The organism is Streptomyces sp. NPDC054887 (assembly GCF_053610585.1).
In genome coordinates, this window is record NZ_JBSGYQ010000013.1 from 61,467 (window position 1) to 76,051 (window position 14,585).

A 14,585-nucleotide genomic window follows, 5' to 3' on the forward strand; every position below is an offset into this window, starting at 1 on the left:
CCGCGGTGATCAGGCACGGTATGTCGGCACTTACGACACTTGTCAGACGGCGGAGCACCGTGAAGGGTTGCACAACGCCCTGTGGCCCCTGCTGGGGGCAGGGGCCACAGGGCGCGGCGGAGAAGTCCGGACGAGAGGACGTGAAGCCGCCTCTCACCAGGGTTTTCAGCCGAAGATGTCGTACTGCTGCCAGCCGGTCCCGATCTTGACGCGTGTGGCGAAGATCTCCGACGTGCCCTTTCCGGTGCCCGGGTAGAGGTACGCCGTGCCGCCGGGCGTACGGGCCAGGTAGTCGGCCCTGCCGTCACCGGTCACGTCGCCGGCCGCGTCGAAGGCGTTGTAGCCGCTCCACGTACGCGCCTTCACCGCGGCGGCGAAGGCGCCGGAGCCGGCCCTGCCGGTCCCCTTGTGGAGGAAGACCTCGGACGTCCCCGACCTGCGCGTGATGAGGTCCGCCTTGCCGTCGCCGGTGAAGTCGCCGTTGCCGCGAACGGAGTTGAACGCTCCCCACCCCGTGCCGGCCTTCACCCGGGGCGAGAAGGCTCCGTCGCCCTTGCCCGGATAGATCCACAGGACACCCGCGGAGTCGACGGACAGGAGGTCGGGCAGGGCGTCCCCGGTGACGTCGCCGGGGACGACGATGTGCTTCCTGGAGCCCCAGCCGGACGCGATCCTCGTGTTGGCCCACTTCCGGGTCGACGGCACGTAGTGCGACCACACGAGGTCCCCGGATGTGGTGCGTACCACGAGGTCCTCGAAGCCGTCCCGGTTCAGGTCGCTCTGGAGGATCACGTTCGCGCCGCTGTAGTCGCCCTGGTCGGCGCGCGCGGCGAACGACCTGCCCCGGGAGGCGTAGGAGTGGAGCCGGCCGTCCGAGCCGCGGCGGGCGAGGACGTCGGACCGGTGGTCGCCGGTCAGGTTGGCGTCGTCGACGCGCGGGACGACGGATCCGGCGTACGAGGAGACCTTCGCGTAGACGCTGTACGCGCCCTTCTCGACGCAGTCCTTGACGCCCCACGACACCACGCCGACGACCCTTCCGCCGACGACCAGGGGGCCGCCGGAGTCGCCGTTGCAGGCGGTCTTGGTGTTGCTGTCGCGACCGCCGGCGGGCTTGCCCGCGCAGACCATGTGGCCCTTGACGAACTGGTGGCCGAGCTGCCAGTCCGCGCACGTGGCATTCGAGTTGAGGGGCAGCTCCGCCTTGCGGAGGGTCTGCGAGACGGCGTTGCTCGTGGAGGTGGTGCGGCCCCAGCCGTAGACCGTGGCCTTGGTCCCGGCACGGTACGACGAGGTGTCGTCCGACTTCGCCGTGGCGATCGGCCTGGCCTTGACCGGGGAGGCCAGGGTGAGGACCGCGATGTCGTTGTCGAGCGTGCGGTCGCTGTACTTGGGGTGGCTCCACTGCCGCCACACGGCCGACCTGGCGCCCGAGCCCAGCTTCTCGCTGCCGGTGACGACGACGCCCTTGCCCTTCCAGTCGACGCCCTTGACGCAGTGCGCAGCGGTGAGGATCTTCGTCGGCGCGACGACGGCGCCGCCGCAGAAGAAGGAGTCGGGCCCGTCGTTGTAGAAGAGCTGGGCCATCCAGGGGGCCGAGGCGATGCTCGTGTCCGTACCGCCGATGACCATCGGCTCGATGGTCCCGCCCGAGGAGAACCTGTCGACCGCGGGCGGCTCGTCGGTCCTCTTGAGCGCGGCGGCCAGACGGGCTTCCAGCTCGGCCGGGGAGGGCGCGGTGACGGCCGGCTCGCTCGTGGGCACGGGCGTCGGGGACGCCGCGCCGGCCGGGGCCGTCAGCATCGCCGCCGCGACGGCGGCGGCGATCGCGGCCCCTGCCGCCGGTACGGCCGTGCGTATCCGGCGGCGGTGCTTGCCGCCCGGCTTGCCAGAGATCACTCGGGACTCCTGATGCAGATGTACGTGAAGGCGCCGCAGAGGGGTTCCCCCCGGCTGCGGCCGATCGATCGTACGACCGACTCCCGTACATTCGCGGCCAGTTGTGGCCGAGCGGTGAACACAACTTGGCAAAACATGCACGGTTTACGGGTTTGGGGCGGGCCAAGTCGACCGCCACCACTGTCGCCGGACACAACGAAGCCGCCCCGCCACTTGCGTGGCGGGGCGGCTCGGTGGTGCTGCGGCGGTCAGTCGCTGCTGTTGCCCGAAGGAGTCGTCTTCGCGATCTGCATCAGGAACTCGGCGTTCGACTTCGTCTGCTTCATCTTGTCCAGCAGGAGCTCGATCGCCTGCTGCGAGTCGAGCGCGTGCAGCACCCGGCGCAGCTTCCAGACGATGGCGAGCTCTTCCGCGTTGAGGAGGATCTCCTCCTTGCGGGTGCCGGACGGGTCGACGTCGACAGCCGGGAAGATGCGCTTGTCGGCGAGCTTCCGGTCGAGCTTGAGCTCCATGTTGCCGGTGCCCTTGAACTCCTCGAAGATCACCTCGTCCATGCGCGAGCCGGTCTCGACGAGCGCGGTGGCCAGGATGGTCAGCGAGCCGCCGTCCTCGATGTTGCGCGCCGCACCGAAGAAGCGCTTCGGCGGGTAGAGCGCGGTCGAGTCGACACCACCGGACAGGATGCGTCCGGAGGCGGGAGCCGCGAGGTTGTACGCACGGCCCAGACGGGTGATCGAGTCCAGCAGGACGACCACGTCGTGACCCAGCTCGACGAGACGCTTGGCGCGCTCGATGGCCAGCTCGGCGACGGTGGTGTGGTCCTCGGCCGGGCGGTCGAAGGTCGAGGAGATGACCTCGCCCTTCACCGACCGCTGCATGTCGGTGACCTCTTCCGGACGCTCGTCGACGAGGACGACCATCAGGTGGCACTCGGGGTTGTTCACCGTGATCGCGTTGGCGATCGCCTGCATGATCATGGTCTTGCCGGTCTTCGGCGGGGCCACGATCAGGCCGCGCTGGCCCTTGCCGATCGGCGCGACGAGGTCGATGATCCGGGTCGTCAGGACGCCCGGGTCGGTCTCCAGACGCAGACGGTCCTGCGGGTACAGCGGCGTCAGCTTGTTGAACTCCGGGCGCCCGCGGCCGGATTCGGCCGCCATGCCGTTCGCCGAGTCGAGGCGTACGAGCGCGTTGAACTTCTCGCGGCGCTCGCCGTCCTTGGGCTGGCGGACGGCGCCGGTGACGTGGTCACCCTTGCGCAGGCCGTTCTTGCGGACCTGGGCGAGCGACACGTACACGTCGTTCGGGCCCGGCAGGTAGCCGGAGGTCCGGATGAACGCGTAGTTGTCGAGGATGTCCAGGATGCCCGCGACGGGGATCAGGACGTCGTCGTCGGAGACCGGCGGCGCGTCGCTGCCGAACTCCTCGCGGCCACGACGGCCACGGCGGTCGCGGTAGCGGCCGCGGCGGCCACGGCGGCCACCCTCGAAATCGTCGTCGTCCTGGGGTCCGGCGCCCTGCGGGCCGCCCTGGCGCTGCTGGCGCTGGCCGCCCTGGTCGTCGCCCTTGCCGCGGTCACGGCGGTCGCCGCGGTCCCCGCGCTCCTGGCGGTCGCCGCGCTGGCCGTCACCGCGCTCCCCGCGCTCGCCGCGGTCGCGCTGACCGCGCTCCCGGCGGTCGCCGCGCTGACCGCGCTCCTGGCGGTCGCCGCGGCGGCCCTCGGCGGTGTCGACGGCGGCCTCGGCCTTGGCCTCGGGCTGCGCGTCGGTCCGTACCTCGGTCTTGAGGTCGGCCTTGGGCTCGGCCTTCACCTCGGTGGCGACAGCCGACTCGGGGCTGCCCGCCTGCGCGGTGGCGCGACGCCGGCGGCGCTCGCCGGCCGGCTGGTCGTCGCTGGCCGGCTGACCGGGGATGTCGATCTGCTGCTGCGCCACGGCCTGCTCGGCGGCGGGCGCGGCGGCCGGGGCCTTGGCGCTCTCGTCGCCCGTACGGGCCTTGGAGGTGGCGCGGCGCTTCGGCTTGGCCTCGGCGGTTGAGCCGGCCGTGTCGGCGCTCTTGGCCGGGGCGGAGCCGCCGGCCTGCGTTTCCTTGATGACCTCGATCAGCTGGCTCTTGCGCATACGCGCGGTGCCCCTGATGCCGAGGCCGGACGCGACCTGCTGCAGCTCGGCCAGGACCATGCCGTCGAGGCCGGTGCCGGAGCGGCGGCGCCGTGCGGCACTACCAGTGGCAGCACCTGCGGCGGACGCGGTGTTGTCGACATTCTTGTCGGCAGTCACGCCCATCAGATCGGTGGTGTCGCTCACGAAGGGTCCTTCCCTGGAGCGGACGTCGGCCTGTCTGGCTCGGCGACCGGTTGTGCTGTCCGACTGCGGTCTTGGTGAACCGTGCCGGGGCGGTGGTCCGCCGGATACGGCGGAAGAGATAAACGTGCTGGGGGTCCGGCTCTTGCATTGCCGGTTCCGGAGCGTGCTCGAAACTGCTCAGGCAGGCTGCTCAGGCAGTTGGGGAGGCTCCCGGAAGAAGGGTGGTCCCGAACGGGGACACGATGCACCGCGCCACAAGGACGCCGGGTGCAGACTTGAGATTAACACTACCGGATCCAACAAATATTCCCCCTCTCGTTCACCGGCAATCGCGTGTCACTGGGCCCCGAGGGGCAGGACACTCGCTCCCGCGGCGTCGAGAGCCAGCCGGTTGGCCGCCCACCCCTCGCCCGCCAGCCGTGCGACCTTGTCGGCCGCACTGTCCTCGACCAGCGCGAGCACCGTGGGGCCCGCGCCGGAGATGACCGCGGGGACGCCGTCCGCGCGCAGTCGGTTGACCAGGGCCAGGCTCTCCGGCATGGCCGGGGCGCGGTAGTCCTGGTGCAGTCGGTCCTCGGTCGCCGCGAGCAGCAGCTCGGGTCGCCTGGTCAGGGCCTCCACGAGCAGGGCGGCGCGGCCCGCGTTGGCGGCGGCGTCCACGTGGGGGACGGTGCGCGGCAGCAGGCCGCGGGCGGTCTCGGTGAGTACCGGCTTACCGGGGACGAAGACCACCGGAACGATGGAATGCGCGGGATCCATCCTGATCGCCCGGGCCGCTCCCCCGTCGGTCCAGGCGAGCGTGAAGCCGCCGAGCAGGCAGGCGGCCACGTTGTCGGGGTGGCCCTCGATCTCGGTCGCCAGCTCCAGCAGCGCGGCCTCGTCGAGCCGTGCGTCGCCGCCTATGGTCACGGCGCGCGCGGCGACGATGCCGGCGCAGATGGCGGCGGAGGAGGAGCCGAGGCCGCGGCCGTGCGGGATGCGGTTGGCGCAGACGACCTCGAGGCCGCGCGGCTGTCCGCCGAGCAGGTCGAAGGCGGTGCGCAGCGACCGTACGAGCAGGTGGCTCTCGTCGCGGGGCAGCGTCTCGGCGCCCTCGCCCGCGATGTCGACGTGCAGCCCGGAGTCGGCGACCCGGACGACGACGTCGTCGTACAGCCCCAGCGACAGGCCCAGGGCATCGAAGCCGGGGCCGAGGTTTGCGCTGGTGGCGGGGACGCGCACCCTTACGGCGGCGGCGCGGAACGCGGGACCGGCCATCGCTCGACGACTCTCCTTGTAGGACTGCGAGATGTGCGGACTGCGACACTCTGGGGGACGTGCGAACACCCGAAGGCCATGACGGCAACAGCACCGCGGCATATGCGGCGGGGCGGGTTGGGTACAGCCTATCGAAGGAAGGTTCTGTGACGACATAGGGCGCACAGGAGGCGCACGATGCGTGTCGCGAGCCATCCTGTGCGCCTATGTCTGGTCTTACGGGGCCTTACGGGGCTTTACGCCGCCCCCGGGGGACCCTCGACCGGCGTTTTACGCTCTAAGCGAGGCCGAGGCGCTCCGCCGCCGTGGCGGCGTCCACCGGCACCGTGACCGGCTGGGGCGCTCCGGCCACCGCCCAGTCGGGGTCCTTGAGGCCGTTTCCGGTCACCGTGCAGACGATCTTCTGGCCGGGGTCGACCTTGCCCTCGTCCGCGGCCTTGAGCAGACCGGCGACGCTGGCGGCCGAGGCGGGCTCGACGAAGACGCCCTCCTGGGAGGCCAACAGGCGGTAGGCGCGCAGGATCTCACGGTCCGTCACCTCGTCGATGAAGCCGCCCGACTGATCCCGCGCCTCCAGTGCGTACTGCCACGAGGCGGGGTTGCCGATGCGAATCGCGGTGGCGACGGTGTGCGGGTCCTTGACGACCTCGCCGCGCACGATCGGAGCCGATCCGGAGGCCTGGAAGCCCCACATGCGCGGGGTGCGGGTGGAGATCTTGTCGGCCGCGTACTCGCGGTAGCCGCGCCAGTACGCCGTGATGTTTCCGGCGTTGCCGACGGGAAGAACGTGAACGTCCGGGGCGTCTCCGAGCCGGTCGACGATCTCGAAGGCGGCGGTCTTCTGGCCCTCGATACGGACCGGGTTGACCGAATTGACCAGCGCCACCGGGTAGTTGTCGGAGAGGCTGCGGGCCAGCGTCAGGCAGTCGTCGAAGTTGCCGTCGACCTGAAGGATCTTGGCGCCGTGCACGAGCGCCTGGCCCATCTTGCCGAGCGCGATCTTGCCCTGCGGCACGAGGACGGCGCAGACCATCCCGGCGCGCACCGCGTACGCCGCGGCCGACGCCGAGGTGTTGCCGGTGGAGGCGCAGATGACGGCCTTCGCGCCCTCCTCCTTGGCGCGGGTGATCGCCATGGTCATGCCGCGGTCCTTGAAGGAGCCGGTCGGGTTGGCGCCCTCGACCTTGAGGTACACCTCGCAGCCCGTGCGCTCGGAGAGGACCTGCGCCAGTACGAGCGGCGTGCCACCCTCGCCGAGCGTCACGACGGGCGTCGTCTGCGTCACCGGAAGACGGTCCCGGTACTCCTCGATGATGCCGCGCCACTGGTGGGTGCCGATGCTGGTCATGGGTCCTTACTCCCCTTCAACACGCATGATGCTGGCGACACCGCGCACGGTGTCGAGCTTGCGCAGCGCCTCGACGGTCCCCGAGAGGGCGGCGTCGGGCGCGCGGTGGGTGACGACGACGAGGGATGCCTCGCCGCCTCCGTCCTGCCGGCTCTGCTGGCGCACGGTGTCGATGGAGACGCCGTGCTCGGCGAAGACCGTCGCGACCTGGGCGAGCACACCCGGCTTGTCGGCCACATCGAGGCTGATGTGGTACCGCGTGACGACCTCCCCCATGGAGCTGACAGGAAGCTGGGTGTACGCGGACTCACCGGGTCCGGTGGTTTCCGCGACCTTGTTCCGGCAGACGGCGACGAGGTCGCCCAGAACGGCGGACGCGGTCGGGGCGCCGCCCGCGCCCGGACCGTAGAACATCAGCTGACCGGCCGCCTCGGCCTCCACGAAGACCGCGTTGTACGCCTCGCGGACGGAGGCCAGCGGGTGGGTCAGCGGGATCATCGCAGGGTGGACGCGCGCGGTGACGGACTTGCCGTCGGCGGCGCGCTCGCAGATGGCGAGGAGCTTGACGGTGCAGCCCATGCGCTTGGCGGAGGCGATGTCGGCGGCCGTGACCTCGGTCAGGCCCTCACGGTGCACGTCACCGATCCGCACGCGGGTGTGGAAGGCGATGCCGGCCAGGATGGCGGCCTTGGCGGCGGCGTCGAACCCCTCGACGTCGGCGGTGGGGTCGGCCTCGGCGTACCCGAGGGCGGTGGCCTCGTCGAGCGCCTCGGAGTAACCGGCTCCGCTGGTGTCCATCCTGTCGAGGATGAAGTTGGTCGTGCCGTTGACGATGCCGAGCACCCGGTTCACCTTGTCGCCGGCGAGGGACTCGCGCAGCGGCCGTACGAGCGGGATGGCGCCCGCGACGGCGGCCTCGTAGTAGAGGTCCCGGCCGTGCTCCTCGGCGGCGGCGTGCAGGGCGGCGCCGTCCTCCGCGAGCAGCGCCTTGTTCGCGGAGACGACGGACGCGCCGTGCTCGAACGCGGTGGTGATGAGGGTGCGGGCGGGCTCGATGCCGCCGATGACCTCGATGACGACGTCGATGTCCCCGCGTTTGACCAGGGCCGTCGCGTCGGTGGTGACGAGGGCGGGGTCGATGCCCTCGCGCACCTTCGAGGGGCGCCTCACGGCGACCCCGGCCAGCTCGACCGGGGCCCCGATGCGGGCGGCGAGGTCGTCGGCGTGCGTCGTCATGATGCGCGCCACCTCTGAGCCGACCACACCACAGCCCAGCAGCGCCACCTTCAGCGGACGCGTACGCATCATCCGACCTACGCCTTTCATCAGCACAGCCTTCTCTTGCTCGAGTGTGAACCAGTCTCACTCACCGGACGGGACTTTCTGTCCCTGGTCCAGATTGCGAGACGTCTATTTCATCAGCCGACATCGAGGCGCAGGAGATCTTCCTCCGTCTCGCGGCGGACGATCACGCGCGCCTCGCCCTCGTTCACGGCCACGACGGGCGGGCGCAGCGCGTGGTTGTAGTTGCTCGCCATGGAGCGGCAGTACGCGCCGGTGGCGGGCACGGCGATGAGGTCGCCGGGGGCGAGGTCGGCGGGCAGGAACGCGTCCCTGACCACGATGTCCCCGCTCTCGCAGTGCTTGCCGACGACGCGGACGAGCATCGGCTCGGCCTCCGAGGTGCGCGACACCAGCGCCACGCTGTACTCGGCGTCGTACAGGGCGGTGCGGATGTTGTCCGACATGCCGCCGTCGACGCTCACGTACGTACGCAGCCCCTCCAGCGGCTTGATCGTGCCGACCTCGTAGAGGGTGAAGGCGGTGGGCCCGACGATCGCACGGCCGGGCTCGACGGAGATGCGGGGCGTGGCGAGACCGGCGGCCTCGCACTCGCGGCCCACGATCTCGTTGAGCGCCTTGGCGATCTCGTGCGGCTCGCGCGGGTCGTCCTCGGAGGTGTACGCGATGCCGAGGCCGCCGCCGAGGTCGATCTCGGGCAGTTCGACGCCGTGCTCGTCGCGCACCTCGGTGAGCAGCTGCACCACGCGTCGCGCGGACACCTCGAAGCCGGCCATGTCGAAGATCTGCGAGCCGATGTGCGAGTGGATGCCGATGAGCTCAAGACCGTCGAGCCGCAGGGCCCGCCGTACCGCCTCCGCGGCCTGCCCGTCCGCGAGTCCGATGCCGAACTTCTGGTCCTCGTGGGCGGTGGCGATGAACTCGTGCGTGTGGGCCTCGACGCCGACGGTCACGCGGATCTGCACGCGCTGCCGCTTCCCCTGGCTCTGCGCGATGTGCGCGACGCGGACGATCTCCTGGAAGGAGTCGAGGACGATCCGCCCGACGCCGACGCGCACGGCCCGCTCGATCTCCTCGACCGACTTGTTGTTGCCGTGGAAGGCGATGCGCTCGGGGGGCATGCCGGCGTCGAGGGCGGTGGTCAGCTCGCCGCCGGAGCAGACGTCGAGGTTGAGCCCCTCCTCCTTGAGCCAGCGGACGACGGCCCGCGACAGGAACGCCTTGCCCGCGTAGAACACGTCGGCGTCCGGCCCGAACGCCTCGGCCCAGGCGCGGCAGCGGGCGCGGAAGTCGCTCTCGTCCAGGAAGTACGCGGGGGTGCCGAACTCCTCGGCGAGGCGGGTGACTTCGATGCCGCCGACGGTGGCGACCCCGTCGGCGTCACGCCGTACGGTCCGCGCCCAGACCTTCTCGTCGAGGACGTTGAGGTCGGCGGGCGGGGCGGTGTAGTGGCCCTCGGGGTAGACATCGGCGTGACGGGGCCCGGCGGGGTGTGCGGAACGGCTCATGGTCCTTCTGTCTCTCTCACAGATGTTCTGGTGCGCTGATGCCGAGCAGGGACAGGCCGCCGGCGAGCACCGTCCCGGTGGCCTCGGCGAGGGCCAGCCGGGAGCGGTGGGCGACCGAGGGTTTCTCGTCGCCGAGGGGCAGGACGGGGTGCGCGTCGTGGAAGCGGAAGAACGCCTCCGCTGTCAGGTCCAGGTGCCGGGCGAGCCGGTCGGGCGCGCGGTGGCGGGCGGCGGCTTCGAGAACGGCGGGGTGATCGGCGAGGGCGCGGAGGAGGGGTCGGGTGGACGGGTGCGGGGCTGTGGGCGCTTCTGCTGCGGATGCTTCGCCTGTGTCCGCGTCCGGGGTGGCGTTCGGGGTCAGGTTCGCGTTCGGGGTGGCGCCCACGTCCGGGTCGGCGCTCACGTCCGGGTTCGCGCTCAGGTCCGTGGTCGCGCTCGCGGTGAAGCCGAGATGGGTGGCGGCGCGTACGAGGGACCGGATGTGGGCGTGGGCGTACCGGACCCGAAAGAGGGGATTGATCTCGCGCTGCACGAGGAGGTCGTCGGGGACGGCGGTCGCGGTGGGCCAGACGAGGTGCCAGACGGCGGCGTCACGCCCGAGCCGGGCGACGAGAGCGTGCTCGGCGGCGGGCGGGGCGCTTCGCGCTGGTGCCCCGTCTCCGTGGCACAGGGCGCCTCCCGCGCCTCGGTCCCGTTCCCGGCCTCCCCCGTCACTCGCAACGCTCACACCTGTCACGTCCGAGACGCCCCGCGCATCCCGCACCTGCCCCGCGTCCCCCGTACGGACGACGCTCGCGCCCATGGCGTGCGCGATCCGGGCGACGGCGTCACCGAGGAGCCCGCTGCCGGCGCGCACGACGTCACCGGCTAGGGCGTCCGCGTGACCGTAGGCGAGGCCCTGGGCGAGGACGGTGCGTACGACGGAGGCGTGTACGTCCCGGGCGAGGGTGAAGTTGAGGAACCCGGGGCCGGTGACCTCGACGTCGACGATCGGCCCGTACCCGATGAGCTGCGCCCGAAGGATCTCTGCGACCTCGCGGGCGGGGCGGCCGGAGGGGCCGGCCAGCTTGAGGGCGACGTTGGTGGCGTAGTCGCCACGGCCGCCGGGCCGCGGCCGCTCGACGACGGCACGCTCCGGCACCGGCGCCCGCAACACGTCCGCATCCACGGCGCGACGCACGGCGCGCAGCACGGTACGGGACAGCTCTGCGGGGGTCACGGGACAAGCGTATGGGAGGAGGGGGGTCGTAACGCGAACCGGTTTCGCCATGCGGGCAGGGCGGGGGCGGGGGGGTGGACCGGGTCCGGGCGCCGGGCGGTGCCGGGGGCAAGGAACGGGGGCCGGGGCCGGGGGACCGGAACTGGGGCTGAGGTCCGCGAAGCGGACCGCGTCCGGGTGCCGGACGCGGCGGGCGCCAGGGGCCAAGCCCGTCAGTAGCCGTCGCCGTCGCGGAATGGGGGCTAAGACCCGCGACCGGCGCAGGATGCCCAGCTGCCAGCTGGCGCAGGTACCGGCGCAGGATGCTCAGCCGGCGCCGGAGACGCAAGTGTGCAGGCGCGCACCGAAAAGGCCCTGTAGCCAGGAGGTACGTCGACGCCGGGCATCCTGCCCGGCTGGGTGCTCAGGCGTCGCATAGCGGGCCGGATAGGGACCGTTCAGCAGCGTAGGGGAAGCCGGCAGAAGGGTACGGGGGTGTCAGCTGGTCACTCGGCCAGCACCGCCCGTACAGCCCGCCACTCACTCAGCCGTGCAGCGGGTCTACCCGACTGTGCGGCCGGCCTGCCCGGCTTCGTGACGGCCGTCGGCGGCCGGTGGGCGCTCCTGATGCACGAGGTTCCGTACGACCCGAACCAGCTCGGCGGGCTCGAAGGGCTTGGAAAGGAAGGCATCGACGCCCACGGCGAGTCCGCTCTCCACCTCGTACTGCGTACAGGCACTGATGATCGCGACGGGCAGATGCCGCGTCCGGGGATCGTCGCGGAGCCGGGCGGCGGTACGGAGCCCGTCGAGGCGGGGCATCACGACATCGAGCGTCACGACGTCGGGGCTGACCTGGTGAACCATGTCCAGAGCCTCGGCACCGTCGGCCGCGGTCACCACCTCGAAGCCCTCCAGCTCGAGGTTGACCCTGATCAGCTGCCGGATGACCTTGTTGTCGTCCACAACAAGCACGCGGCCGGACACGCCTGGCACAACTCGAGAGTAGGTGTCGCCCCACGACCGCGTCCGGCTTTTGCCGACTTCCACCCGCACGGGGAGCCGACCGGGGGGCGCGACGACCCGCCGGCCGGCCTGCGCGCCTGGCCCGAAACCTGTTCATGAACACCCGGCCGGAGCTGGTAGTGTTCAACCCGTCGCCGCTTCACGCGGCGGTACGCCCCCGTAGCTCAGGGGATAGAGCAACGGCCTCCGGAGCCGTGTGCGCAGGTTCGAATCCTGCCGGGGGCACTTCGCAGGAAGTGCCCAAAGACCCCGCCATCAGCGCTTTCGCTGAGAACGGGGTCTTCGCGTATGTGCAGCCAACTGCCGCCGTACGCAGCCCTATGTCAGGGCCTGTGGACTATTCGTGGACAGGATCTTGGCGCATCGGCGCAGGTCGGTCACGTCATGGCGAAACCCCCGGACAGATCCAGGGCCTCGGAGCGTACCGCCGTGAGCGTGTCACTGGCGCTCGCGTAACAGGTTGTCGATCCGAAGGTCCTCAGCCAGTGGCTTTGGCGATGATGCGGTCCATCTCCTCCCGGTCGAAGGCCCGCAGGGTCGTGGTACGGACGTTGCCCAACCCGCCGACCTGCAGGAGCATCGCAGTGGCGGTCTCGTCGTCGGGCGCCTCTACGACGGCCACGATGTCGTACGAACCGACAGTCCAGTAGATGTTCAGGAGCTTCGCCCCGAGCTTCTGTGCCGCTGCGGCGAAGGCCTCGGCGCGCTGCGGGGTGTCCTTGTAGGTCCGGATCCCCTGATCGGTCCAGTTCAGCAACGTGACATACGTCGGCATGGTCTTTCACTCCCAAGGAAGAAGACGCAACACATCGTGTGTCAATTCTGGGCATCGTGCGCGCACTGCGCATAAGGAGCGCGCCAGAACGAGTGATGCGAGCGGTCATCGATCGAACTCCCTCAAGCGGTGGTCAGCTCGCCGGCACGAATGAAAGTGATGACTGCAACGCCGACGACAAGGAACGCGGACAGCGACGGCGACGGCGGTCAGCTCACGGTGGTGACGTCGATCGATCGGGGCCTGGCGTCATAGCCCTGCCCGACATCCTCTAAACACCGAGTCCCGGAGCTCATCGTCGTGGACTGTCTGTGGACAGGATCTTGGCACATCGCCCCAGGTCAGCCACCGAACGCCGAAGGCCCCCGGACAGGTCCAGGGGCCTCGCAGCGAATCGCCACTCACTCGCGATCACTCGTACTCGCGCAGCAGATCTTCGATGCGACGGTTGGCCACCTCCTGGCGGCCGTCGAGACACTTCGCGTACCGACTGAGCAGCACCTCCACGCTGTTGCCTGCCCGCTCGGCGACCTCGGTCGGGTCGACTCCGGCGTTGAGCCACGTGGAGAGCGCCGAGTGCCTCAGGTCATACGGCCGGTGGGCCAGCGGCGAAGCAGCTACGGCCGGCGGCAAGGCCAGCACCCGAGCTTCTTGCCAGGCCCGGTAGTACGTGGACGAGGAGACCACTCCCCCACTCTCGCTGAAGAAGAGGCGCCCGTCCTGGGCGGTCCCGAAGGTGTCGAGGTGCTCGCGGAGTATGGCCACGAGCTGGGGCGGAATCGGCACCCGCCGGACGTCTTCCGTGGGCCGGTTCTTCAGCCCGCGGTCGTCATGACTCTCTCCCGAGTCGGTCCACCGCTTGCCGGCGCTCGGCCGCGTTCGGTGCAGCAGAGCGGTTCCCCATCCGGAACCCGGAAGGGTTAGATCCGCCTCAGCCAGCCCAACCACTTCGGCGGGCCGAAAGCCCCCGAAGTACATCCCGGCGAAGAGCCCCACCAGCCGCCGCCCACGGGCCCGCCTGTAGCCACCGACGTACGAGACCGCGTGAAGCAGCGCGCGGGCTTGCTCCGGGTTGGCGACCACTCGGGGATCAACCTCATTCGAGACCTTGGGCTTCTGCCAGCGCACGGCCGACAGCGGGTTCTCTCGAAATTCCCCAAGGTCCACGGCGTAGTGCAGGGCATTGACCAGGGTGCGCCGCTTCCGCCGTACGGTCTCCGCAGCTGCAGCGGTCCCGTCCAATTTGATCTTCAGCGAGTCAAGGACCGCCCGCCCAAGGGCCGGATCAGTGAGGTCGGACAGAGGCCGAGAAGCTTTGGCGACCCAGTGCAGAGCCCTGCCGATCTCTGGAGGAAGCTCCCTGCTGTCCGGGCCAGGCAGGACGAAAGCCCAGTTCCGAAGCGCTTTCCGCAGCTCGGCATCAGTGGGCCGGCCAGGTCGATCGTCCAGCAGCGCCATCGTGACCGAGGTCAAGGATTCGTTGATCCCGTCGCGCGTGTTGGGCGCCGCATGAGGCCATTTCATGGCGAGGTACTTCAGAGCGAAGGCGTACCAGCTCAGTGTCGGTTTCTGCTCAGCCATCGAGCCGGGAAGGCCCGAGGCTGTGTCGAACTCCTCGCCATCACGTGTCGCCCGCATGAGCTTGGAGCGGAAGTTGTCCCCGAGCCCTTTCGTCCTGAAGGACTCGGAAAAGACCTGTCCGGCCACAGACCAGCGAACGTCATAGGAAGGCCGCTTCGTATCCCGCTTCCGGACGCTCCAGATCTTGACGTCGAGCGACTTCACGCGGCAGCGCCCTCCCTGCTCCGCAGCCAGGCATGAAAGTCACTCCGCCACACCCTCAACTCCCCGTTCGGCAACGTGAATGCTTTGGGAGCCTTCCCCAGTTCACGCCACCGGTAGAAGGTACGCCGCGAGATCCCCTTCAGCTCGGCAAGGACCTCCGCCGTGGTCATCAGCTCGTCCT

General features: G+C 70.3%; 11 protein-coding genes and 1 tRNA gene. 1 reads left to right on the forward strand and 11 read right to left on the reverse strand.

Going from position 1 to position 14,585, the window contains the following annotated elements; genetic code table 11:
- Positions 1–165: 165 nt before the first annotated feature.
- The 8 genes from ACWGH0_RS10145 to ACWGH0_RS10180 all read right to left on the reverse strand — a co-directional run bounded on the left by ACWGH0_RS10145 (position 166) and on the right by ACWGH0_RS10180 (position 11,868).
- The gene (locus tag ACWGH0_RS10145) at positions 166–1,803 is read right to left on the reverse strand and encodes a trypsin-like serine protease (protein ID WP_453403758.1); all 1,638 of its coding nucleotides are present in this window, start codon (positions 1,801–1,803) and stop codon (positions 166–168) included.
- A 344-nt stretch (positions 1,804–2,147) separates the two neighbouring features.
- A complete protein-coding gene (gene rho, locus ACWGH0_RS10150) occupies positions 2,148–4,205 on the reverse strand; it encodes a transcription termination factor Rho (RefSeq protein ID WP_453403694.1) in 2,058 nt (685 codons plus the stop codon).
- A gap of 336 nt (positions 4,206–4,541) precedes the next feature.
- On the reverse strand, positions 4,542–5,462 hold the full coding sequence (gene thrB, locus ACWGH0_RS10155; protein WP_453403695.1) for a homoserine kinase: 921 nt from the start codon (positions 5,460–5,462) through the stop codon (positions 4,542–4,544).
- A 277-nt stretch (positions 5,463–5,739) separates the two neighbouring features.
- Positions 5,740–6,810 carry a threonine synthase gene (thrC, locus tag ACWGH0_RS10160; RefSeq protein WP_453403696.1) on the reverse strand — a complete coding sequence of 357 codons (1,071 nt, stop codon included), beginning with the start codon at positions 6,808–6,810 and terminating at the stop codon, positions 5,740–5,742.
- Between the two features lie 6 nt (positions 6,811–6,816).
- Positions 6,817–8,118: a homoserine dehydrogenase gene (locus ACWGH0_RS10165; RefSeq protein WP_453403759.1), complete on the reverse strand. Its 1,302-nt coding sequence runs from the start codon at positions 8,116–8,118 to the stop codon at positions 6,817–6,819.
- A gap of 110 nt (positions 8,119–8,228) precedes the next feature.
- Positions 8,229–9,620, reverse strand: coding sequence for a diaminopimelate decarboxylase (gene lysA, locus ACWGH0_RS10170; protein WP_453403697.1), 1,392 nt, complete (start codon positions 9,618–9,620; stop codon positions 8,229–8,231).
- 16 nt (positions 9,621–9,636) lie between these two features.
- Positions 9,637–10,839: an ArgS-related anticodon-binding protein NrtL gene (gene nrtL, locus ACWGH0_RS10175; RefSeq protein ID WP_453403698.1), complete on the reverse strand. Its 1,203-nt coding sequence runs from the start codon at positions 10,837–10,839 to the stop codon at positions 9,637–9,639.
- A 540-nt stretch (positions 10,840–11,379) separates the two neighbouring features.
- Complete coding sequence (locus ACWGH0_RS10180; RefSeq protein WP_453403760.1) at positions 11,380–11,868, reverse strand: response regulator; 489 nt, start codon at positions 11,866–11,868, stop codon at positions 11,380–11,382.
- Between the two features lie 129 nt (positions 11,869–11,997).
- Here ACWGH0_RS10180 and ACWGH0_RS10185 point away from each other — a divergent pair.
- Positions 11,998–12,069: transfer RNA gene (locus ACWGH0_RS10185), tRNA-Arg, on the forward strand.
- A 253-nt stretch (positions 12,070–12,322) separates the two neighbouring features.
- Here ACWGH0_RS10185 and ACWGH0_RS10190 read toward each other — a convergent pair.
- The 3 genes from ACWGH0_RS10190 to ACWGH0_RS10200 all read right to left on the reverse strand — a co-directional run bounded on the left by ACWGH0_RS10190 (position 12,323) and on the right by ACWGH0_RS10200 (position 14,574).
- Complete coding sequence (locus ACWGH0_RS10190; RefSeq protein ID WP_452812439.1) at positions 12,323–12,619, reverse strand: GYD domain-containing protein; 297 nt, start codon at positions 12,617–12,619, stop codon at positions 12,323–12,325.
- Between the two features lie 411 nt (positions 12,620–13,030).
- Positions 13,031–14,404 carry a tyrosine-type recombinase/integrase gene (locus tag ACWGH0_RS10195; protein WP_453403699.1) on the reverse strand — a complete coding sequence of 458 codons (1,374 nt, stop codon included), beginning with the start codon at positions 14,402–14,404 and terminating at the stop codon, positions 13,031–13,033.
- Positions 14,401–14,574, reverse strand: a complete 174-nt coding sequence (locus tag ACWGH0_RS10200) for a helix-turn-helix transcriptional regulator (RefSeq protein WP_189809267.1) — start codon at positions 14,572–14,574, stop codon at positions 14,401–14,403. The genes ACWGH0_RS10195 and ACWGH0_RS10200 overlap by 4 nt, the downstream gene beginning before the upstream one ends.
- Between the last annotated feature and the right edge of the window lie 11 nt (positions 14,575–14,585).